This is a genomic window from Sulfuriroseicoccus oceanibius (assembly GCF_010681825.2).
GTDB classification, from domain to species: domain Bacteria; phylum Verrucomicrobiota; class Verrucomicrobiia; order Verrucomicrobiales; family SLCJ01; genus Sulfuriroseicoccus; species Sulfuriroseicoccus oceanibius.
In genome coordinates this window covers 2379807-2403406 of the sequence record NZ_CP066776.1, presented here as the reverse complement: position 1 = coordinate 2403406, position 23600 = coordinate 2379807, and the positions used below count along the sequence as shown (strand labels likewise).

The 23600-nt window shown below is 59.2% G+C and carries 14 protein-coding genes; 11 read left to right on the top strand and 3 right to left on the bottom strand.

From position 1 onward, the window contains the following. Window positions 1-131: 131 nt before the first annotated feature. On the bottom strand, window positions 132-6227 hold the full coding sequence (locus G3M56_RS09655) for a transglutaminase family protein (protein WP_164362484.1): 6096 nt from the start codon (window positions 6225-6227) through the stop codon (window positions 132-134). Between the two features lie 106 nt (window positions 6228-6333). Further along, window positions 6334-8592 carry a DUF4838 domain-containing protein gene (locus tag G3M56_RS09650; protein WP_164362485.1) on the bottom strand — a complete coding sequence of 753 codons (2259 nt, stop codon included), beginning with the start codon at window positions 8590-8592 and terminating at the stop codon, window positions 6334-6336. Window positions 8593-8926: 334 nt separating this feature from the next. On the opposite strand from G3M56_RS09650, the gene G3M56_RS09645 reads away from it, so the two are divergent. The 5 genes from G3M56_RS09645 (at window position 8927) to putP (ending at window position 14157) form a co-directional block, all read left to right on the top strand. Next, window positions 8927-10015, top strand: a complete 1089-nt coding sequence (locus tag G3M56_RS09645) for a hypothetical protein (protein ID WP_235203366.1) — start codon at window positions 8927-8929, stop codon at window positions 10013-10015. A gap of 66 nt (window positions 10016-10081) precedes the next feature. Then, on the top strand, window positions 10082-10624 hold the full coding sequence (locus G3M56_RS09640) for an FMN-binding protein (RefSeq protein WP_235203365.1): 543 nt from the start codon (window positions 10082-10084) through the stop codon (window positions 10622-10624). A gap of 12 nt (window positions 10625-10636) precedes the next feature. Further along, entirely contained in the window at window positions 10637-11476 is an 840-nt protein-coding gene (locus tag G3M56_RS09635) for a PepSY-associated TM helix domain-containing protein (RefSeq protein WP_164362489.1), read from the top strand. Further along, window positions 11473-12456, top strand: coding sequence for an FAD:protein FMN transferase (locus G3M56_RS09630; RefSeq protein WP_164362490.1), 984 nt, complete (start codon window positions 11473-11475; stop codon window positions 12454-12456). Before G3M56_RS09635 ends, G3M56_RS09630 begins: the two co-directional genes overlap by 4 nt. Before the next feature lie 201 nt (window positions 12457-12657). Beyond that, entirely contained in the window at window positions 12658-14157 is a 1500-nt protein-coding gene (putP, locus tag G3M56_RS09625) for a sodium/proline symporter PutP (protein WP_164362491.1), read from the top strand. Between the two features lie 111 nt (window positions 14158-14268). Here putP and G3M56_RS09620 read toward each other — a convergent pair whose 3' ends face one another. After that, a complete protein-coding gene (locus G3M56_RS09620; RefSeq protein WP_164362492.1) occupies window positions 14269-14907 on the bottom strand; it encodes an HAD family hydrolase in 639 nt (212 codons plus the stop codon). Between the two features lie 371 nt (window positions 14908-15278). On the opposite strand from G3M56_RS09620, the gene G3M56_RS09615 reads away from it, so the two are divergent. The 6 genes from G3M56_RS09615 (at window position 15279) to G3M56_RS09590 (ending at window position 23599) form a co-directional block, all read left to right on the top strand. Next, complete coding sequence (locus tag G3M56_RS09615; protein WP_164362493.1) at window positions 15279-16703, top strand: ankyrin repeat domain-containing protein; 1425 nt, start codon at window positions 15279-15281, stop codon at window positions 16701-16703. 32 nt (window positions 16704-16735) lie between these two features. Next, window positions 16736-17389, top strand: coding sequence for a lysophospholipid acyltransferase family protein (locus G3M56_RS09610; protein WP_164362494.1), 654 nt, complete (start codon window positions 16736-16738; stop codon window positions 17387-17389). 286 nt (window positions 17390-17675) lie between these two features. Further along, window positions 17676-18683, top strand: a complete 1008-nt coding sequence (locus G3M56_RS09605; protein ID WP_164362495.1) for a patatin-like phospholipase family protein — start codon at window positions 17676-17678, stop codon at window positions 18681-18683. Continuing rightward, complete coding sequence (locus G3M56_RS09600; protein WP_235203363.1) at window positions 18680-20194, top strand: phenylacetate--CoA ligase family protein; 1515 nt, start codon at window positions 18680-18682, stop codon at window positions 20192-20194. Before G3M56_RS09605 ends, G3M56_RS09600 begins: the two co-directional genes overlap by 4 nt. Next, window positions 20191-21456 carry a thiolase family protein gene (locus G3M56_RS09595; RefSeq protein WP_164362496.1) on the top strand — a complete coding sequence of 422 codons (1266 nt, stop codon included), beginning with the start codon at window positions 20191-20193 and terminating at the stop codon, window positions 21454-21456. Before G3M56_RS09600 ends, G3M56_RS09595 begins: the two co-directional genes overlap by 4 nt. Next, window positions 21449-23599 carry a 3-hydroxyacyl-CoA dehydrogenase NAD-binding domain-containing protein gene (locus G3M56_RS09590; protein WP_164362498.1) on the top strand — a complete coding sequence of 717 codons (2151 nt, stop codon included), beginning with the start codon at window positions 21449-21451 and terminating at the stop codon, window positions 23597-23599. Before G3M56_RS09595 ends, G3M56_RS09590 begins: the two co-directional genes overlap by 8 nt. Window position 23600 lies beyond the last annotated feature (1 nt).

Genomic DNA, 23600 nt, shown 5'->3' with positions numbered 1-23600 from the left:
CGTGCAGTCGTGCAGTCGTGCAGTCGTGCAGTCGTGCAGATGGGCGGATGGGCGGATGGGCGGATGGGCGGATGGGCGGACGGCTCGGACGGCTCGGACGGCTCGGACGGATCGGACGGATCGACGCTGGATTATTCTGCGGCGGTTTCCTGTGTGCTCAGTGATCGCAGCACGAGTTTGGCGGCCATCCAGACGTCGTTGTCGAGGTAGAGGTCGGAGGTGAGGTGTTGCAAAAGTACACGGGAGTCTTGCTTTTGGCCGGTGCCTGCCAGCGCGATGGCGTGGAGCAAGGTAGCGGTTTCCTGGTCGTGGAGTTGGGCCTTGGCAGTGTGCTTGAGCATGGTCTTGAAATCACCGCGGCGCCAAGCGTCGAGCGCGTGAAGCGTGTGGGCAGTCGTGGCGTTGGTGCGGGAGATCAGCCAGGGTAGAAGCTCGGCGGGGATCTCTTCGCTGCGGCCGGTGAGAATAAGCGAGGCGATCTGTGATCTGATCGCTCCAGGGGCTTCGTACCACCAGCGGTCGATGTTCTGATCCAGCACGGATAATTTCAGTTCCTTCGCAACGTCAGCGACCGGGGAGTCGGTGAGAAGAGCCAACGCCATGAGTTTTCCGAGTTCCGGCTCTGTGGATGTTGCCTCCGTATTGCGTACCGTCTCAAGCGTGGCTGAGCGGGTGGCCTCGTCTCCGTAAGCCAAAGCCAGAGTCGGCTGGAAGAAGTGGGCGATGGCTTCCCTGAACGCATTGAGTTCTTGTGCATCAAGAGATCCAGGCGCGGGCTTTTCTCCAGCGGATGCCAGGAAACCGGTCCGAATGCAAGTCACCATGGCGCGCAGGTGCTTGTGTGGTGATTCGGTGTGCGGCTCAAGCACATCGGCGATGTGCTTCCGCATCGCACGGTCGCGCGGCACGAGACTGTAGAATCGGATCAGGCAGTCGGCTTTAAGGTCGGATTCGAGTTTTGATTCCATCATTGCCTTCACTGCGGCTCCGTAGGTTTCCGCTGCACCTTCGTCGCTGGCGGCGGGCCACAGCCTTGGGGACATGAGGAATTGCGAGAGATGCGGGGTTGAGTGAATCATCGAGCGTTCGAGGATCCGCTTTGCCAGGATGCCGTCGATAGCGGCTTCATCCAGACCGGTGAAGGGGAGACCACTGTGCATGGTGGTCCTTGAGCGCCATTCCCGCCAGTCACGCGGTGCCTTGGTGGCAGCGAGCTCCAGTTGAGGCTGGAGCAGCGTAGTCCATTCATCTGCCAGCGCCATTTCGTGCTGGAGTTGATGACTCGCTTTGCGCAGCCCCATCTGGAGACCTAGTTTGAAGGTAAACGAGTCATCGCTGAGCTTCCATGACTTCACCGACTTGATGACTTCCTCGGCAGCTTCCACTTCTCCAAGGATCCACAGCCCGCGCAACTCGGTACTGATGAGTTCACGCAGCGCATCATCGATTTCATCCACTTGCGTGAGGCTGTCGATATTGGCTAGGTGCTGGTCAGCGTCGCGGTAGCGCACGGCGGCGGCGTGGTCCATCAGCCGTGGCGAGAGATCGGTCAGGATGTGAGCGTTGAGCTGTTGGAAGGCGGGCAGGTTGCGCAATTTGCGTGCGGCGCGGGGGTGCCCTTGATAGCAAGCGTAGGTGTATGCGCGCCAAATGGCCTGGGCTTTCGTTGTGGCGGGGATGGCTTCAAGTCGAGCGGCCTGGCTGACGACGTCGACAAAACCTGCCCACTGAGGCTCCTGCTCGGCAATGGTGAGCACGGCGTCCTGCCACGCTTTGAGTCGCTGTGCGGCAGGAGCAGATTCGTCTGCGACCAACTGGAGGTGGAACTTGAGACTCGCTGCGGTTGGGGCGAACTCCAACGAGTCTGGAGTCGGGGCCTCCACCAAGTCGTACCAGACCGGGCGGTTCTGCTGTGCCCAATCGAGCAATGCGGTGTTCAGCTCGCCCGATGATTTGGCTTCCGCCTGGATGGTGGTCACCAGTTTTCTCAAGAGGTTGGTGTATGCCGGTGTGTTCGTCTGTAATTGGAGAGCTGCTTGTGCCACGGCGAGAGCGTCGTCGTTGCGTCCGGCTTCCCTCAATGCCCAGCCCAGCGAATTGCCAAACTGGTGGGGATCCATCTGGCTGATCCCGTTTTGCCACACCTTCAGGCCCTCGGCGGAGGACTCCTCCAAGTTCTCTCCCGACTGGACGGATGCCATCATGTAGAGCCAGATCAGACGTTCGATGTGGTTTCTGTCGTAGCGTTGCATTTGCTCGACGTAAGTGCGAGCCAATGGCAGCGCCTGATCCGATTGCCCCCCATCAATGAGAAGCGCGACGTTCAGGCGCTGGGCGTAGGGGATCAGCTCCGGATCGCCGAAGTCAACCACTGCGCCAGCGATCGATTGAGCGATTACGTTGGTGTGTTTTTTGAGCCTCGGGTTGTTGTCGATCGCTGCGATCTGGAACTGATTGTAGATCAGCTCAAGCCCATTTGGCGACCAACGCAGGTAGTCGATGAGCGGCAGCAAAGCGGTCAGGTAGGCCTCTCCGTCGTTGCCTTGCGCGCTTCTCATGATCGCGGACTCAAGGGCAGGTGCGGTAGCGCTCAGATAAGGCTCGATGCGGTGATCTTTGACTGAAACTCCACAGGCCCCGAGATGGCGGCGCGCTACTTTCTGCCACCATTGTTCTGCTGCCTTCCAGTAGTTGAGCAGCGCCTCCGGGCGTTTGCTCAGCTTGATCGCCTCCTTCAAGTCCACTTCAGCGCTGGAGCGGGTGATCACTGATTCCGGTACGTCGTGCAACAATGTCCACGTCGCCAACGCCTCGTCGTGGCGTCCCTCGCGCGCTTGCAACACACCGGCGCGCATCACCGCGGTGGCTGCGGTTGGCAGCGTGGTGTGGGAGCCTTTGAGCTGGAGATAACAGTCGATCGCCTTATCCCAGGCTCCGAGAAATTCGTGGCATTGGCCTTCCTGGTAGATGGAGGAGGAGCGGAAGTCGGTGTTGAACTCCGGATGGGCGCGCTGGGCTTGGAACATCTCAATGGCTTGCTGCCAATTCTTGTCGTGGAACAGCCACTTGGCGCGAATGAAGTCGAACTCCCAACGATTGCTGTTGCTGAACGGGATCTGCTCGCCGAGAGCAATCAGCTGTGGTGTCAGCGGGGTTGCAGGCGATTGTTTGAGTTCTTCCGAGCTCACAAATGCTGCCATGCGCCAGAGTTGCTCAGGCAGGTCGGTGCATGGGTGTTGGCTCACGTAGTGGGCGATCGCGGCGACGATCTGTTTGTCGTCGGCAGTCATCAGCTTCTCGATGCGGGCTTTGTGCTCATCGGCGCTGGCGTTGGCCAGTGGGTCCAAATCCGGAGCGTAGGCGACGAGGCGTTCACGGTTTGATGCGACGAACTTCTGGAATTGTGGTCCAAGCACCAGGTTTGCGTGGCGCGCGGCGTGCATTGATTTGAAGAACGCGGGGTAGGCGGTGGCGAAGTTCTGCGATTCCTCGATTTCATCACCTGCGGGGGCTGCACAGACCGAGTCGATCACGCGGGCCGCCAGCAGCAGCGCGTCCTGCGCATCTTCCTCGGGGCGGAACTCGTCAAAAACAGTGTAGGCCGCACGCATGACCGGCTCGAACTCGGCCAGTGGACGGCGCAGAGCATTCGTCAGCCATTGTGTTGCCGCTTCCTCGTTCGCTTCGAAGCAATGCAGCACAAACAACAGGGCGTTCGCTTGGTCGCGGTGCGCTCCGTCGATCTCCAAGGCGCGGCGCAGGTACTCATCGGCGTTCTCAACGGTGGCTCCATGGATCGCGAACTCACCGGCACACGTGAGGCTCCAGCCCAGGCGGTAGTCGCTGACTCCTTTGGTCTCCAGCAACGGGCGCAGCGCGGCGAAGGCCTCGTCATGGGAACCGTTGTCGGCGTGGGCTTGCGCCAGCATGTAGCGGGAGAAATGCGCGCTTGAGTCAGGGATGTCGGCGGGGCGGTTTGCGACCAGTTCGCTCCATGTCGTGATGGCTTGGTCAAACCGATTGGCGTAGAAATCAAGCATCGCGAGTTCGTGACGCACCTGATACTGGGTGGCTGTATCGTCAGGGTAGGCGGCACGCACGGCGGTGAGTTGGTCGCGGCGTGCGTGGCGATCGCCGTGGATGGGGAAGCGCGCGTCGATGTAGGCGAGCTGTCCCTTGGCGGTTGGAAGTTTCAGCGTCTGGCGCTGGTCGGCGGCAGTGTCCGCTGGTTCTTTCGGTTCCAGAATAACCGGTGCCTGTACCCAGGTGGTCAATGCGCGTGTGGTTTCCAATGCCGTGGCGACCTGGTTTTTCGGGATCACCGAGCGGCCGGTGGTGTTGGTCAATGTGGCCGCCAGAGTATGGGTGGCTTTATCGAATGTCCACTGTCCCCGGGCAGCATAGTATGGGTTGATCGATTCCAGAGGTGCCGGGAGCGAGGCCGGGGTGAGGTGGTTTGGAAGGCGCAAAGTGACCGTGATCTCGGTGGTTTCCGGCCATTGGAAGTAGTTAGTGTGGCGCTTTTCCGTGTGGCCGTAATCGTAGAGTAGTCCACGCGGCATCGGGAACGGAAGGTGGATGCGGTTCTCCGAATCGGTTTGCAGCGACGGGGTGATCAGATAGCTGCGGTTGGTGAACGTGTCAGGCGCGGTGATGACGTCGGTTTCCGGCTCTTGGTAATCGATGGCCCACGCACTGGGGAAGAAGGCACCAACGAGGTCGTGCAGATTGCCCAAAGCTGCGTCGCGGCCGGCGCCGCTGTGGCGTCTGAGTTCGCTGATCGAGTAGTAGCCTGAGCCGGTGCTTTCGAGTGTGCCGGTGATTTGGTAGCTGTCGCTCAAGTCCAAGCTGAGCGCGTAGTGGTACTTCAACCCGGTGGCTGGTGGCGTGCGCATCCACTGGGCACGTTCGCCCACCACTACCAGCACCTCGCGGTCCGAGCTCGACGGGCTGAGCGTGCCCGGGCGGCCGTGCTCGATGGTTGGGTCACAGAAGATCCATTTCCCCGGTTTGAGCTCAACGGCGAGAATCGCGTGATCGAAGCGGCGGAAGTCCGCTACTCCTTTTGGCACCAGGCCGGCGTGGCTGGTTTGCACGAGCGTCAGGTAGGCGTTGATCCCCTTGTGGGCGAGCATGGCACGCAGGAGGTTGGACTTGTCTTTGCAGTCGCCATATTGGTTGTCCCACACCGTGTTGCAGGCATAGGGACGAAGGCCTGAGAAGCCGAATTCGAGTCCGGTGTAGCGCACATCGTTGGCGGCCTTTTCAAAGAGTGCCCGTAGGATCTGCTCGTCGGAGTCGAGGCCTTCGGTCCAGCTGTCGACTTGTTGTTTGAGCTCATCCGAGAGTGTCGAGCGCTCCGCCAGCACGCCGCTGTACCACGTAGTGAAGGCATCCCAGTCGGGGAGGGTGGAAAGGAACACACAAGGCCCGGTCTGCGAGCTGGGAGCTTCCGAGCGCTCACTGAACCCGCGATCGAGGTGGTCGGCGCTCCAACGCAGACGTGTGCGGCCGGCCATTTGGCTGACGATTTCCATCTGAGGGACGTCGTCGCCTAGCTGGTCCTGATTGAGCTTCTCGAAGAGCGGGGTCGGGAGATCGATCTCGCGGCGGTCGTGGGTTACGGGCCAGCCGGTGGAAAAGCCGAGGACGGTGGTGAATTCACCGGGGATTTGTTGTTCGACCTCTTCATAGACGAGAATGGTTTCGACCAGACTCCCCATTTTCACATCCGGGTAGATCACGACCACCGAGTGGTCGGAGTTGTAGAGTTGGGTGGCATTTTCCTGACGTCCTCGTTCGATGAAGGCTGCGTTATCCGCGACTTCTTTGACTGTGCCGTCGGCGCCGATGGTGCGCGCGGCCGCCAGATGCACCCGGGTTAATTTGGCATCGAAGGCGAAGCGGTCCTGAGCCATGGCCTCGACGCCGTCCTGGGTGTGGGCGTGGTAAACAGTGTGGAAAATGCGGTGGGACTTGCCGTCCTCGTCCACCCAATAAAGGTATTCGCGTAGGAGCACCTCGCCATCGATGGACTCCTTGCTCTCGGGATGACCGCCTTCCAGCAGATCGTCCAGCTTGGTGAGGCGCTGGTCAATTAGCTCCCGGTAAACGTCAGGCACATCACGCGACACCGGAGTCTGCGCCCTGAGCCCTCCAACACAAATGAGACTCAACAAAAGGGTGAGCAACCAGTGGGCGCGGAAGAAGGACGGAAACGTGCGCATGATAAATCTTAGGGCTGTCAGACTGTGGTCTGATCCGTTCTAATGTGCCATGAGCGGAAAAGCAAAGGCTTGTTGCCGCTTTGTAATGAGTTGTCGGAGGTTCGTGCTAATCGACCCTGAGGATCTCAATTTTGTCGAGATACACGGCAGGCCTGGCTGTCGTGTCGGCGGGATCACGAGCGGGGGCGATCCAGAATATGTGGTGGTCCTCTGGTATCCAGTCTTCGAGTTGGTACCACGCGTAGTCGGTGCTTGAAGACTCGGGCTTTAGTTCGACAATCGCGCTTTTGGACCTTGGGTCATAGATCCCAGCTGTGAATGCCGGCGCGTTTTGTTGCGAGTGATTTTTCCCCCGCAGCCGGATCCGGAGACGGTAGGTTTTGCCGTGATCGAATGCGACGTGATGGAAGTCGAGGGTGGCGGGGCGCTTGCCGTATGAGTTGAAGAGTTTTAGGGCGTAGCCGTCGTTGGTGCGGTTGTCGGATATGGTGTCTCCCCAGACGCCGCGGTTTGTGAGGTCCAGGACGGTGTCTTCCACGAGGGCTTTGGTTTGAGGGGCTGGGACCGACGGCGCTTTCGGTGTGGCGGCCCAGTGTCGCCACTGATTCAGGGATTTTTGTTCCAAGTGCCAGGCTTCCGAGAGGCGGATGTCACCGGCTTCGTCCATGCGCTTGAGTACTTCTGTGGCGAGGGCGTGGCGGGTGGCTGGTGCTTGGTAGAGCTGAGGTGCCTCTGTCACCCAAATTTTGATCTGGTCGGGGTTGGGCATCCGCATGAGCTGGGTATAGAGCACAGGCAAGGCACCCATCCGCACGTTGTAGAGATGCGCCGGTGAATCATGGACAGCAGCTTCGGCTTGTTGCCAGAGTTTCGCGGCGCGGGCGTAGAAAGCATCAGGGATCACGCGGTCGGAGATGTGATAGTAAATGCGAAGAGGTGCGGATTTTGGATTGTCATAGAAGCTATGGAGTTCGTCGAAGTAGCGGCGAACAAATGGGGCTGCAGCGCCGTAGTAGCCACTGAAGAAGTCGTCGATCAACGGTTCTGCGGGGAGGTCAGGATTCCACATCCACTTTGAGAGCAGCCAGCCTTTGAGCTCTGCGAAGTCGGCATGCCTACCTTGGTAGGCTCCCTGTTCCAACAATCCAACGACGCCTTGATCGCGGAAGAGTTGGATGTTCTTCTGGAGGCTGAGGACGTTGGGAAATGGTGCCAGATAGTGGCGGTAGTTGGTGGTGTAATCCCAGATGAAGAGCTGGTGGGAGATTTTGCTCCAGCCTCGAAGATCGGAGACGAAACTCTCATTCTGCGGGTAGTTGCTGACTGCCAGCGGTTGGGAAAAGTCGCACTCGATAGAACACAGCCGGGGCACGACGTTGTGGCGTGGGCGGACCGTCTTTGGGGGCGTGCGGGTGTACTGGTAAGCTAGGGTTTCTATCCATACGTCGGGGAATTCCTTTTCCACCGCGGTTGCCACTTGATTGACGAAGTGGATCAGCGACCCCGCGTGCGAGCCCTCTCGGTCGTCGATCGCCTTGCAGTAGCTGCAGGTGCATGGGTTGCCCCAGTCGTTTTGGCTGACACTGAAGAGCTTGGCCTCGGGATCCTCGCGGATGTGTTCTAATAGACGCTGCGTAACGATGCGTACGACGGCCGGGTTGGTGAGGCAGAGTTGGGTACGGTGATGAATACGTTTGCCGTCGACCTCGCTGAAATACTCCGGATGGTGGTCGAAGAACTCGGATGGTGGGCACAGTGTGTTGAAAGTGTGAACGAATAGTCCTCGGCCAAAGCGGACTTTGCCGCCGTGATGGGCACCCAGCTCCATTCTACTGCCGTTGATTTTGTTACGGGCCGCCCAGTCACCATGAAAACAATCGAACCACAAAGGCTCGCGCACGGAGAATGCCGGGCGTTGGGTTTGATCAATCTCGGGCAGAGTCCAGGATTCCAGCTGCGGGATGACATGATGCCAGCTGCTGTACCAACGGCATCCGGCAAATTGTTCGAGTGTTTCGTATACTCCGTAAAGCGTGCCTCGTTCAGGACCTCCGATGATCAAGAGATGGGGAGGCTTGGTGGTGATGCGAAATCCATCGGGGCCGAGTGATGCCAGATCGGAGGAACTTTCGAGGATGGTTTCCGTGTGGCGGGTTGAGCCAAGTACGATGGCATGCTCCGGGAGGGGGTGTGCGTCGGAGATGATGGGGAGCCGCACTCCGGTCATCTCTTCGGTGAAGCGTTGTAGTTCGCGTCCCGCGTGATGTTGTGCTGGGGAGGCCTGAGCGGGAAGAACGATGGTATAGTCGGCCGGCTCGCCGCGAGTGGCGATAGTAATTTGCGCGGGCGCGATTGTGCATGCCACAAGGGCGGTGAGAAGTAAGGAAATCAGATGCTTCATCTACGGGATGCGGATCATGGCAGTTGATGACCGCGGATACAAGAGAGGGATGAGCACAGAACGCGCAGGAGGTCCGACTGTGGGGTGCTTCGGCTGGTACGATGAGGTCGATTGCGTTCTTGAGTTCGGGGGCGGTGATCGGCGGCGGGTGCATTGGGATTGGTTTGGGGCGATTTGGCAGGGAGGAATTGGAGACGGGGGCAATGTGGCAAAACGGACAAAAAACACCTTGCTATTGAGATTCAGTCTCGCTATCTGTCCGCTCCCCAATTTGAGCGGGGCAAATCAAGCACACGATATGATGAACAAGGCACTAGTAGTGGCAGCAGGAATGGGGATCGCTGGATCGGCGGTTGCCGGCACGGCGAGCGAAGATCTCGACGCCTCCTTCACCAAGGAGAAGTCGTTCTGGGATCATTTTTCGTTTGGATCTTATGGTGAGTTTCACGCCAACTTTGGCGACGGAACCGAGACGCTCGACCTGCATCGCGCAGTGCTTTTTGCCGACGTCCACTTCACCGATAAGCTTGAATTGGTCACCGAGACCGAGATCGAGCACCTGGTGCGCAAGAAGGAAGGCTCCAGCTGGACTGCCGATGGCGTGGAATTCAAGATCGAGCAAGCGTACTTCAACTACGCGCTGACCGACCAGCTCGCTGCCAAGGCTGGTTTGATCATCCTGCCTGTGGGCGTGATCAACGAGGTGCACGAGCCGACAACCTTCTTCGGTGTGGAGCGCCCGAACGTGGAGAAATACATTTTGCCGACCACTTGGACCGAGCTTGGTGGTGGCGTGGTGAAGACCTACGACACCGGCTGGCAGATTGATGCCTTGGTGCACTCGGGGTTGGATATGGAAGGCGACAGCATCCGCGGTGGTCGTTCCGGTTACGAGTTTGAGGAGTTCGCGATCAATGGCGACCGCTGGGCTGCAACGACCCGTGTGAAGTACACCGGAATCGCCGGTGTTGAGTTGGCTGGCTCGGCTCAGTACCAGTCGGACGTCGATGGAAGTGTGGACGGCGACCAAGATGGTCTGCTGCTTTCCACCCACGGCATCTACCGCAAGGGCGGCTTCCAGTTTGTCGGTCTTGCCGCTTACTGGAACCTGGACGTGGAAGGTGCCGCCGACGAGCAGTGGGGGGGATACCTCGAGCCGTCCTACACTTGGGAAACCCCAGTGGGTAAGATCGGTGTGTTCGGCCGTGCATCTCAGTACGAGTACTTCACCGGCGGTGCGCTCAAGGAAGTGACCGAGCTGAACGCAGGTGTGAACTACTGGCTGACAGAGAACATCGTCCTCAAGGCCGACTATCTCAACGCTGATCAGGCCGGCAAGCCTGGTACCACCGAGACCTACAATGTGGGCTTCGGCTGGTATTTCTAAAAAAATCCTTTCATGGACTGGCTGTCGCAGGGCAGCCAGTCCATGTTGTTTTGTATGGGAGTGAGCATGCGCCATCGTCTGAGCCGATCCGTTCTACCGCTTTTGGGTAGGGCGTTTGTTTTGTGTTGGTGTGTGATGTCGGTGGGCGTGGCGGGTGCGCAGGAGAAGGTGTACGAGAAGCCGTCGGCGTTCATGAAGCGTCATTTCGGTGGGGTGCCCAAGACCCAGGTGTTGAAGCTCAATGCCAAGCAGTCGGCGGGGTTGAAGAAGATTTTCGGGCACAAGTATCCGGAGAAGAAGATCCGGTATTGGCAGGGCAACGGGCGCACGGCGTGGATCCTGCAGGAGATCGGCAAGAGCGAGCCGATTACAACCGGTGTGGTGGTGCGCAATGGGAAGATCAGCGAGCTTAAGGTGCTGATTTACCGGGAGAGCCATGGCTGGGAGGTGACCCGGCCGTTTTTTACCAAGCAATTTGTGGGAGCCTCGCTGAAGGGCGACCGATTGAGCACGCGAGTGGATGGTATTGTCGGCGCGACGTTGTCGGTCAATGCATTGAAGAAGGTGGGGGCCGCGGCCTTGTACCTGACGCAGCAAGTTGGGAACTAGAGCCGAGCCGGAATGTCAGAAACAAACAACGAACAGGATCCAAAAATTTCCTTTCAAGCCGGGTGTTCGCCCGTGTGTGATGTGGTGAGGCGCAAGCCGGCGATGCGCAAAAAGCGCAAGGCTCGGCCGGGGCACCGGTTTTTCGGGCTGATTGTGGCCTTGCCGTTGGTGTGGGTGTTGCTGACTGGCGTGGTGTTGAACCACAGTGAGGATTGGGGGCTCAACGAGCGCAAGGTCAGTGCTTCCTGGGTACTTTCGATGTATGGCATGAGTCCGGCGGGTGAGCCGCGCGAGGTTGCGGGTAATGGCCATCGGTTAAGTGTCTGGGATGGCGTGGTGTTTTGGGATTCGCAGGCGATGCCCTGGGATGGCGATCTGGTGACAGCGGTGCCATTGAGTGGATCTTTTGCGTTGGTCTATGATGATGCGGTCGTGCGGGTGGGCCTGGATGGCGAGGTGGTCGAGCGGCTGGATGAGTTGAGTTTGCCGGGCACGCCGTTGATGGCTGCCGGTGTGGCGGACGAGCGGTTGGCAGTTGCGACGGCCGAGGGATGGTCTGTGATCGATGAGGATTGGATTGAGTTCACCGCGATGGACGAGCCCGCGAACGAAGTCGGGTTGGCTGCGTTGAGCAACTCTGATCAAGTGGATGAGTTACGCCGAAACTGGTCGGGCGGTGGGATCCCGGTGGCCCGGTTGGTGCGCGACTTGCATGCGGGACATTTTCTAGGTCCGTGGTCTGCGTACTTTTATGATTTTGTGGCGTTGTGTACGCTGTGCCTGATTGGCTCGGGGCTTGTGTTGCAGGTGCGCACGATGCGCCGCGCCAAAGCACATGGGCAAAAGGCATGACTCAAGCTGTGAACCGAAGGCACTTCCTGCGCACGGGCGCACTGGCGTTGGTTGCGGGGATGGGCGGTGTCGGTTGCCGGCACGGGAGGCGGGAGCGGGCGGCGGCAGCTTCCGATGGGGGGCAGTGGAGCGGGATTGGGTTTGGCATCGAGATGCAGGCCCAGTGGTCGGGCAGCTCCGGGGCTGCGGATGTTGGTAATACCATAGAGCGTACGATCCAGCAGTTGGAGGCGGCTTTTAGTTTGTACAGCGACCAATCCGAGCTGAGTCGGCTCAATCAGTCGAGGGTATTGGAATCGGCCTCGCCGGTCTTCTTGAGTGTTCTGGCGCAAAGTCGGCAGTTGGTCGAGCGCACGGGAGGGTTGTTCCAGCCGGCATTGCGCAAGGCGTGGGAGCAACGCGACGATCGAAGCCTCCGGGCGGGGCTTTTGCGTGCGGCGGATATGCGTTTTGTGGAAACCGATGGGCGGAGCGTGCGCGTGACCAACCCGGACACCGAGCTGAGCTTCAACGCGCTGGTTCAAGGTTTGCTTGCCGACCGAGTGGCTGAGAGTATGCAGCGTAATGGGGTGCGCTCCGCGCTGTTGCAGTTGGGCGAAAACCGGGCGATCGGTGAGCATCCTGATGGGCGCCCGTGGATGCTGGGCGTGAGCGGTGAGGACGGCGCTGGCGAACCCGGGCTGGTCGGTTTGGTGGAGTTTGCCGATGCCGGGATGGCGGTGTCGGCTGTACGTCCGGGGGCGCCCTGGTTGCATCCATTAACAGGACGGATGGTCGATGGGAACCGCGTGGTGGCCGTGGTCAGCCGCGAGGGAGCTGCGGTAGCCGATGCTTTTGCCACGGCTTTCGCGGTGGGCGGGGGAGCGCACTTTGATGCCTTGGTGGAAGCCCTGGGGCAGGGAGGTGATTACCAAGTGATGGTTTGGGAAGATGCGCGACTTGTATTTGAATCGGGTGATGTGTTGATGCCGATAGGCTAATTCTGTGTATTCTAGTTTGGTGTTGTTGTTTTAAGGTTGTTTGGCGGTTTCGATTGTGTGCTTTGTTGTGTGTGTGGACTTCTGTGTTCTGAAAAAAAAAGATCAAATTGTCACTTGATTTGTCAATGGGTCGCGTGTCAGTGTGCCGGCGCTCACCTCTCATTGACGATAATTAACACATAGAACATAGAAAGAGCACACATGGATATAGGGATTTGGATTAGTTTAATAGCATATTTTGGATTGATGGTCGCGATTGGTTTTTACGCGGCAAAGAAGTCTACTTCGAACTCAGAGGAATACATGTTAGGTGGCCGGAGATTGCATCCGGCGGTGGCGGCCCTTTCAGCCGGGGCCTCGGATATGTCTGGTTGGCTGTTGATGGGATTACCCGGTGCGCTGTACGCGACGGGGATGGTGGAGGCCTGGATTGGTATTGGTCTATTCATTGGCGCTCTGGTGAACTGGATTCTGGTGGCGCCGCGGTTGCGCGAACAGACCGAGCGCTATGACAACGCGTTAACGATTCCTGAGTTTTTAGCGAACCGCTTCCCGACAAAGGCGATGGCGCTGCGGATGACCTCGGCGGTGATTGTGGTGGTATTCTTCATTGTTTACACCGCGTCAGGTTTGGTTGCAGGTGGTAAATTGTTCTCCAGCGCCTTCGGGGATTTGATCAATTTGAGCTTTATGAGTGACTATGCATTTGGTGTGTGGTTTACGCTGGCGATTGTTTTAACTTATACAGTGGTGGGTGGGTTTCTTGCAGTGAGTCTCACCGACTTTGTTCAGGGTTGTATTATGATGTTGGCATTGATTATTATGCCGATTGTCATCTTGACCACAGGCAAAGGAGAGGGAGTGGGAGCTGCGACCGATCGTTTGAGTGAGATTGATCCTACTTTCTTTTCGATGTTCGAGGGGCTGACTTTTGTAGGATTTCTTTCGGCGGTCTGTTGGGGATTGGGCTATTTCGGCCAGCCACACATCATTGTGCGATTCATGGCGGTGCGTTCCATCAAAGCGGTGGCTACAGCGCGCAACATTGGCATGAGCTGGATGGCGGTGTCAGTGCTCGGAGCGGTTGGTCTTGGGGTTTTCGGTCGTGCCTACATCGAGCGCAATGGGATGTCGATTGAGGATCCGGAGACCATTTTCATCATGCTGGCGGAATTCTTGTTCCACCCGCTGGTGACAGGCTTCCTTTACGCTGCGTTGTTGGCGGCGATCATGTCGACGATTTCGAGTCAGTTGTTAGTTTCGTCCTCGTCGCTGACCGAGGATTTCTACCGTCTGTTTATGAACAAAGATGCGAGCCAGAAACAGCTGGTGCTGATTGGTCGCATCTGCGTTTTGCTGGTGGGCATTGTTGCCGCGTTGATGGCAGGCGATCCGAACTCGAAAGTGCTCGGACTGGTTTCCAATGCATGGGCCGGGTTTGGCGCGGCCTTTGGTCCGATGATCATTCTGGCGCTGACTTGGAAGAAGATGTCTGGCGCTGGAGCTGTGGCCGGGATGGTCACTGGAGCGGTGACTGTGATTGCCTGGATCAACCTGGGCTGGGGAGACTCGTTCCTCGGTGGTCCGGGGGTGTACGAGATCATTCCCGGCTTTGTGCTCGCCTGGCTGGCGATCGTGGTAGTGAGCCGCATCGCACCTAGCACCAACGAATACCGATGCCCGTCTGAGGCAACGCGCTAGGTCGAGCGCATCACAGTGAATTCATCACAGATGTGAGCAATGCGCCGGCAGGAGTCAGTCCTTCCGGCGCATTTTTGTGGTGAGGTGAAAGGGGATCAATGTCCCGTCGAGCTAGGCGTGGAGGCCGGCGCTCATTTCCACCGGGGTGCCGTGCTCGTCGAGGAAGAGCCAATGCATGCCAGCGGCTTTCGCGCCCTCGATTCCCGGAGGGCCGTCTTCCACTACCAGGCAACGTTCCGGAGCAATGCCCAGACGCTCGGCAGCGAGCAGGAACATGTCCGGAGCCGGCTTGCCGTGTTCGACATCAAATGGAGTGATGATTAGTTCATCGGGGAAAAGCGGGCGCAGGCCGGCTGCGGTGAGTGACGCGCTGACGTTGGCTGGATGCCCACCGGAAGCGACGGCGATGGGGGTGTTGCCGAAGAGCTTGCGAGCGAACGTGGCGATGACTTCGATTTCCTCTGTGTTGACGAGGGCGTGCTCCAGGTGGGACTGCTTGGCCACGCGGACGTATTCGGCATCGAGCATCACGCCGTGTTGATCATTCAACATGCGCACGACTTGGGTGGCGGCGATGCCTCCCCATTGGCGGAAGGTTTCCCAATCGATGGAAAACTCGGCGCCGTTGACGGCGAGGGCGTGGTTCCAAGCGGCGAAATGGGCACGCATGGTATCGACCAATGTGCCATCGCAGTCGAAAATCACAGCGTCGATGAGGTCGTGGTCGATCAGGTGGTCGAGGTCAGTCATGATGGGTCCGTGGGGTGGGAGTGGGCTACGGGTACTGTTGATTGGGGCGGGATGCAACGGACGAGCGGGAATGTGCGGGATCTGTCACGGCGGCGTGGCTCTGTGCGGGGTGTGGGATTCGGGGCGGTGGTGAGGCCTGAGATTGGCTCAATTGGCATGATTCGCTGTGGGTTGGCGTTGCGTTCTTGGTGTGATTGGTGGTAGGGGTTTTGGCGATGCCCCGAGACGACCGATTTTCCACCTCCTATTTTCTAGATTTTTCGTGGTGGCGAGTTGTGGTTGTCGCGTGTTGTTGCCTGATGGTTGTGGGCTGTGGCGACCGTGAGAACTCGAGGATCGGCGATCTGACTTCGCGTGGTTACGCGTTTTCCGTGGGAGAGTATCACCGTGCGGCAGCCGCTGGGGATGTGGCTGCGTTGCAGACATTCTTGGACGCTGGCATGGCGGTGGACGTCACGAATGTGGAGGGGAACACAGCGCTGCTTAGCGCGGCCTTGGCCGGAAATGCCGGAGCGGTGACCTTTCTCATCGATCATGGGGCGGACGGGGCGTCGCTGGTCGACAATGGAGGGCGCAATCTGTTGATGATGGCTGCCGCCATTGGTGAGGATGATGTGGTGCAGGTGTTGCTTGCCCGTGATGTGTGTGACCCGAACGAACGGGATGAGGAGGGGTACCACGCGCTGGGATTGGCAACGGTTGCTGGACATGGCGAGGTGGTCGAGCTGCTGTCGCGTCGGGCCAGTCGCGACATGCTGGATGACGCTTTGTTGTTTTCTGCTGTGTTGGGCGACGTTAAGACCGCAGATTTGTTGTTGGCACGGGGGGCATCAGTGCTCGCGCGCGATGCTCGTGGGCGCACCGCCTTGATGCATGCGGCACGGCGTGGGCACTTGGAGATGGCCCGTTTGTTGATGGACAATGGAGCCAACCGTTATGCAGTGGAGCTTGAGACTGGGCGTACCGCAGGAGCTTATGCGGTGGACGTGCATAGGGACGCCGTCGAGCAAGAGGTGGCTGCAAGGCGGGTAGCGGATTTGGCGACACTGGCTGAATTGTTGAATGGAATGCCGGAGGGCGTGGGGTTCGAGGTGGCCGGAACATTGGTTGATCACCGGGAAGTGGTGACCGTGGGACCGGATGGTCGTTTGCCTTATGAAGAGACGCCAGAGCTTCACGACCGCGTGCGCATTGGCGAGCGGCTCGACGGTGCGGTGATCGGCGGCAGTTCGAGCGTGGTCGTGACTTCCGAGGGAAGCGGTGAGCTGTCGGCGGTGGCCGAGGTTACGGAGAGTAGTGAGGATGCTGCGCTGGGTGAGGCATTGCAGATGATAGAATACCGGGAAAAGCCAATGCCGGTGATGGTCACGGGCGTGACGCGGGATGGGGCGGTGGCAGTGCGTCTGCTATACGGCGACCAGCGGGAGGTGGTGGCGGCCCAGGGAGACTGTATCGACAGGCTGCCGTTGTTGGTTTACGGAGTGAAGCGCAAGTATGTGCAACGCGAAGCAAGCCAAGGGGGCGGGATGGTCGATGCCTCAGTGGTGACTTTTGAGAACATCGAAACAGGTGAGCGCTATCACCTCACCGCCGGGGAGGAGGGGACGGCCGGTGAACCTTACGCGGTCCTCGAGCGCACGGGCGGGGCATTGTTCAAGGTGATGCGTGGCGATACCTTTGGCTCGACCCCAGATGAGCCTAAGCGCTACCGCGTGATTGACATTGAGCCGAACCGGGTGTTGGTCGAGGATGCTCGGACGACTGATGTGGTCGTACTCGAGCGCGAAAAACGATAGGCCAGCCGATCCATTCCTTTCATCCCGTGAGTTTGAAGAAATCCATCCGAAGAGCGCGCCGCGCGGTCGCCGCCAAGGCCATGCCTGCGCTGATTGCCGGCATGATCAAATTGCTCGGCAGCACGTTGAGGATCCGGGTAGAGGATCCCGACAATGTGGCGGGTGGCGAGCACGGACCTATGATCTGGCTTTTCTGGCACAATCGCTTGCTGGTGATGCCGGTGGTTTACAAAAAGCACCTGCGTTCGCGGCAAGGCTCGGTTCTTACCAGTCCGAGCGGCGATGGTGAAGTGCTGGCCCAAGTGATTGGGAAGTTCGGTGTCGGAGCAATCCGTGGGTCGAGTAACAAGCGCGGCGCTGCAGCGCTCCGTGAGATGGTGAAGTTGGTGCGTAGTGGGTGCGATTTGTGCGTCACGCCGGATGGTCCGCGTGGGCCGAAATACCGACTGAATCCGGGTGCGGTGCAGGTGGCGGCGATGACAGGTGCGCCGCTTTTACCTTTCCGCGTGCGTTACGACAATTGCTGGGAACTCAAGACTTGGGATGCGTTCCGTATCCCCAAGCCGTTCAGCAAAGTCGAGGTGGTGATCGGGCCATTGCAGCCTGTGGAAAATACCAAAGACGCCGATTTGTTTGAGCAACGGCGGCTTGAAGTGCAGACCTTGATGGTCGACGGCGAAGAGTAATCTCTACTGAGCGCCGGTGGGCGGCGGAGTCATGCGGCGGCTCGCATCGACGATGCCGGGAGAATGGAGCGGATAGGCAGGACTCCCGCGGCGCAGCCACGCATTGCCGGGGCGTGGGAAATGGTCCCGGTGCGAGGGCTGAACCCATTCGTGTTAGTGTGGTGTGCGTCTTGGATTGGACGTGGTGGCGTATTGGATATGACGTGCCGTGGTCTCTGGAGGCGGCGGTGCGTTATGAGGCGGTTGGCGCGTGAGATTCCGGCCGCCCGGTATTCGAGCTATTACGATGCAAGCGAATGGATCCAGTTGGTTGATGCGGCGCGAAGGTACCGGAGGGGAATCCGGTGGCGGGCGTGGCGAGGGCACCCGGCCCAAGGTCGGGTTGGCTTTGTCTTCCGGCTGCGCGCGTGGGTTAGCCGACGTGGGCGTGATAGCGGTGCTTGAGCAGGCGGGGGTGAAGATCGATGCGGTGGCGGGAACGAGTATGGGGGCTTATATCGGAGCCTTGTTTGCAGCAGGGTATCGGAGTGAGCAAATGGAGTTGATGGCGCGCCGGATCAAGACCATTGACGTAGTGCTTGGGGTGTTGGATGTGGAGTTGCCTCCGGTGAAGGGGCTGCTCAAGGGGCAGAAGGTGGAGGATGTTTTCAGGCGCGAGTTGAAGTCATTGCATTTTGAGGATCTGCGGCTGCCCTTGTACGTGGTGGCGGCGAACCTAGAGACCTTGGAGCGGGTTGTCTTTTCCCAGGGGCCGGTGTTGCAAGCGGTGCGGGCGAGTTGTTCCATCCCGGGAGTCATGTGCCCATACGAGTATGGAGGTGTGCGTTATGTGGATGGTGCGGTGGTGGATCCGCTGCCGGTATCGATTCTGCGCCATACCGAGGGGTGTGACATCGTGTTGGCTGTGAACACAATCCCAACGGTGGGTGATCTGGGTGCCTCGGCAATGGTCGACCGTGATCCAGATGCGAAGCAGTCGCGGATCGAGCAATTGGGACGTTGGCTGGGGCAGTGGGCCAACCTGGCGGCTCCCGGTAACATTGGGGACACCTTGTCGCGTTCGGTGCTGGCGTTGCAGATCCGCTTGGCGGACAAGGCATCGCGAAAGGCGGATGTCTGCATGCATCTGAAGGAGACCGGTAACCATTGGCACGACTACCACAACCACCAGCATTACATCGAACATGGACGCGCTATCGCGGAGGCCAAAATCGATGAAGTAAAGCGCGTGATCGCCGAGTGGCAGCCTGCCGCTACGGCTCGGAAACAAGACGATGAGAGGGACGAATTATGAGTCGGATTTTTGGTAATGGGCTGCGGTTGTTCCGCGATTGGGCGAACCTAGGCGGGATCGGGCTGGAAGAGCGCCAGATGGCGATGTTACGCAAACATCTGCGCGAGGCGGTGGTGCCATTTTCCCCGTATTACCGCGAGCGGATCACGGCGAGAACGATCAACAACTTGAAGAGTTTTGCGGATCTCCAACGCCTGCCATTTACCCGCAAGCGTGATTTGGAAAACCCACGGGACATTGTACTTCAACCCGAGCCAGCCGAGCTGGCGCGTCGTCCCATGACCATCGCGCGTGGCTTGGTGCGGGGACCTCGCAATGCGAAGGCGCATCTGGAACATGAGTTCCGTCCGGTGATGATGACTTCGACCACGGGCCGCTCGGGAGCGCCGGTTCCATTTGTCTACAGCGGACGGGATTTGGATCTGTTGTCGGTGACGGGGACGCGGATGATGGAGATCTGCGAGTCGAGCCCGGAGTTCCGCCACGTAAATTTGTTTCCTTATGCTCCCCATTTGGCGTTTTGGCAGGCGCACTATGCCGGCACCGGGTTTCGCACGTTCATGTTATCGACAGGTGGGGGCAAAGCGATCGGATTGGATAAGAACCTGCAGATGGTGGACCGGGTGAACCCGGACGCGGTGATCTCGATGCCGACGTTCTTTTATCATCTGTTGCACCAGGCGTCTGAGAACGGGCTGCGCTGGTCCAACATTAAGCGGGTGGTGTTAGGTGGAGAAAAGGTGCCGCTGGGGATGCGCCGCAAGCTGCATGAAATGCTTGAGGCGATGGGTGCTGAAGACGTACGGATCATGGGAACCTACGGGATGACCGAGGCGAAGATGGCTTGGCCCGAGTGCCCGGCTGCGCCCGGGAGCGAGGGTACCGGATATCATTTGTCACCGGATTTGGTTCTGGTTGAGGTGGTGGATCCGGAGTCAGGAGTACCGGTGCCGGAAGGACATCCCGGAGAGATCGTGGTCACGCCGCTTCAAGCGCGCGGCAGTGTGGTGGTGCGCTATCGTACCGGCGATCTGATCAGTGGCGGGATTGAGTACACGATGTGCCCGCATTGCGGACGCAATTGCCCTCGCTTGATGGGCTCAATTTCGCGTGTATCCAACCGCAAACGCCTGCAAATCGGGAAGGTGAAAGGCACGCTGGTAGACTTCGATGCGCTGGAGGTGCTGCTTGACGATGTCAGTGGCCTGGCTTCGTGGCAGATCGAGTTACGCAAACATCGCGATGATCCGTTGGAGACGGATGAGATTGTTGTGTATTGCGTGACTGCTGGTGGCAAGGAATCGGCGGCTGTTGAGCGGGCTGTCTATGATCGCTTTGACAAGGATACCGAGATTCATCCGAACGAGGTGCGCTTTGTGACAATGGATGAGCTGAGCGAGCGGCTTGGCGTAGGGGTTGCGTTGAAAGAGGAGCGGGTGGTTGACCGGCGGCCCCAGTTTGATGACGCAAGTGGTGGAAGTGAGAACAACGAAGAACAGGAGGAGGCATGAACGAGAGTAAGAAATTGGTGGTGGTGGCTGGTGTGCGCACGCCATTTTGCAAGATGGGGAGCGATCTGGCTGCTGTGTCGGCGGTGGACCTGGCAGCGGGTGCAATGCGCTCGATGATGGCGGATGCCGGAATCCGGATGGACGTGGTGGACGAAGTGATTCTGGGGTGTGTGTGCCAGCCCTTTGACGCGGCGAACATAGCCAGAGTGGTGGCGCTGCGTGCGGGTGTGCCGATGGATCGTCCGGCGGTCACGGTGCAGCGCAACTGTGCCTCGGGTATGGAGTCGGTGATTTCCGCGGCGGTGCGGATGCAAGCGTGCTGTGGTGATGTGTTTTTGGTGGGTGGTGTGGAATCAATGAGTACCGTGCCTTTGTTGTTCCGGGCGCAAGCGGCGAAGAAGTTCGCGGCGCTGGCGCGGGAGCGGGGAGCGTTGGGCAAGTTGAAGCGGATGGCTGCGTTCCGACCGTCGGACTTTGCGCCGGTGATCGGATTGCAGTTGGGCTTGACCGATCCGGTTTCTGGATTGGGGATGGGGCAGACTGCCGAGTTGTTGGCAAGAGAGTATGGGATCAGCCGCGAAGCTCAGGATGAGTTCGCCAACCAGTCACATCACAAGGCGGCTGCGGGAGCGGAACAATTCGCCGCGGAGATTGCGCCGATTTATACCGCGAAGGGAAAGGCGGTGACGACGGACAACGGGGTGAGATCGGATTCGAGTGTCGAAGGGCTGGGGCGGTTGCGTCCCGTGTTTGACCGGAGTTTTGGCTCAGTGACAGCAGGTAATAGTTCACAGATCTCCGATGGAGCTGCGGTCATGTTAGTGGCATCCGAGGAAAGGGCGCGGAGTGAAGGTTGGCCGGTGCTCGGGCGGGTGGATGCATTTGCGGTGACGGGCTGTGATCCGGCGCGGATGGGGCTTGGTCCTGTGCATGCGATCCGGAAGATTGCCAAAGAGACAGGGGTGAAACCTGACGCCTGTGATGTGGTGGAGATCAACGAGGCGTTTGCGGTGCAGGTGCTTGCGGTGCTCAAAGAGCTTGAAAATGACGGGCTGGCGGTGCGGGCGGATCAACTCAACCCAAATGGTGGGGCGATCGCGTTAGGTCATCCGGTTGGAGCCTCGGGAGCGCGACTTCTTTTAACCTCGCTGCAAACCTTGCGGCGTGGAGGGGGCAAGCGGGCTCTGGCATCGTTGTGTGTCGGAGGTGGCCAGGGCGTGGCGGTTTTGATGTCGGCAGAGAAAGGGGGGGCGAATGAGTGAACAAAGCAAAGATGTAGCGGCAACACGCCGGACGGTTCATTACGCGATCGATGCGCATGGCGTGGTGACGATCACGTTCAAGCGAGATGACGGCGGAGCCAACCGGCTGGACGAGGAAACAATCCATGAGTTGGAGGAGTTGCTCGCAGCGGTGGAAGGTCGCGGTGAGTTGTCGGCGGTATTGATCCGATCTGAGCACGAGCGCATTTTCGTGGCGGGAGCTGACATCAAGCGCTTGGCGGAGTCGGTGCATGGTCCGGCGACGGATCGCGATGATTTGAAGCAGTTCATCCGGCGCGGTCAGGCATTGTTTGACCGCGTGATGGAGCTGCCTGTGCCGACGGTGGCGATGGTGCACGGTGCGTGTTTGGGCGGAGGGCTTGAGCTGGCATTGGCGTGCGATTGGCGTGTGGCGTCGGTGGCGAAGGTGACCAAGCTCGGCCTACCTGAGACTCAGCTGGGCATCTTACCTGCGTGGGGTGGTTGCATGCGTTTGCCTCGGTTGATTGGAATTGACCGGGCGCTGGCAGCCGCGACTACAGGCAAGCAATATCCGGCGAAGCTGGCGCGCAAGCTGGGGATTGTCGATCTGGCGGTGGAACGCGAGCACCTCGATGCGGCGGCGATGAAGCTGGTAGCGAGAGGGAAGCGGGAGAGGTCTGGAACCAAGCGGGCCAACCTGCCTGGTGTGCGCACGTTGATAGGAAATATTGCGACCAACAAAACGAAGGCGAAGACGCGGGGCAACTATCCCGCGGTGGAGCGGGTGATCGAGGTGATGGTTGGTGGCTTGACGATGACCCACGAACAAGTGCTCGCCGCTGAATGCGAGGCATTGTGTGATCTCGCCTCTACCAATGCCTGCCGCAATTTGTTGCATTTGTTCTTCCTGCGCGAGGGGGCGAAGCAGGCGAAGATGCCCAGTGAGCCTACTCGTGATGCGAAGACGCTGGAGCGGGTGGGAGTGATTGGTGCGGGGATCATGGGTGCCGGGATTGCCCAATGGAGTGCGACGCGCGGTCATCCCACGGTGATGCGCGACGTCAAACCCGAGGCGTTGGCGGCAGGAATGCGGACTGTGAATGCGCGGGTGGATGAGGCATTCAACCGCAGGCTCTTGTCGCGGGCCGAGCGCGAGGCGGCGCTGGCGCGGGTCACGCCATCGTTGCGGATCGAGTCGATGCGCACGGCCGACTTGGTGATCGAAGCGGCGGTTGAGAGCTTGGATCTCAAGTGCGCGATTTTCAAAGAATTGGCGGACGTGACAGAGCCGGGTACCATTCTGGCGACCAACACATCGGCGCTCCCCGTGACCAAGATCGCCGAGGCGACGTCACGGCCGAATGCGGTGCTCGGGATTCATTTCTTCAACCCGGTTCACCGCATGTCGTTAGTGGAGTTGGTGCATACCGAGCATACCGACCCGGATTTGTTGAACGATGCGTTCCATTGGATCAAGGGCATTGGAAAAGTGGCGGTGGTGTGCGCCGATCGGCCGGGGTTCGTGGTGAACCGTATCCTGATGCCGTACCTGATCGAGGCGGGGCATTTGTTCTCGCGTGGCACCGAGGCGCGTTTGATCGACGAGACGATGCTCGATTTTGGAATGCCGATGGGGCCGTTACGCTTGCTCGATGAAGTCGGGCTCGACGTGGCGCTGCATGTGGCGGCGACTTTGTCGGAAGCGATGCCTGGACGGTTTTCGGTGCCGCGTGTTTTACAATGCCTGGTGGACCGTGGTGCGCTCGGGCGCAAGTCCGGTGCGGGCTTTTATCTTTATGGCAAGAGTCGAGGCAAACGGCCGCCGGAAGTAAATCCGGAGGCTCTGCAGTGTCGTGCGATGCCCGATGAAGGTGGGATGAGCGATGACGTGGCTTTGAGGCGCCGGCTCTCGTTGCTGATGTGCAACGAAGCGATGTACTGCCTTGAGGAGAAGGTGGTGGCGGATCCGGAGTCAATCGATCTGGCGATGGTGCTGGGGACTGGGTTTGCTCCATTTTTAGGTGGGCCACTGCGCCACTGCGACACTCGCGGAGTCGCGAAAACAGCCGAACAATTGCAGGAACTTTACGAGTCCACCGAACGCGAGATTTTCAAACCTTGTGCACTGATGGCGAACACATCGTGCATCTTTAAATCGTGAA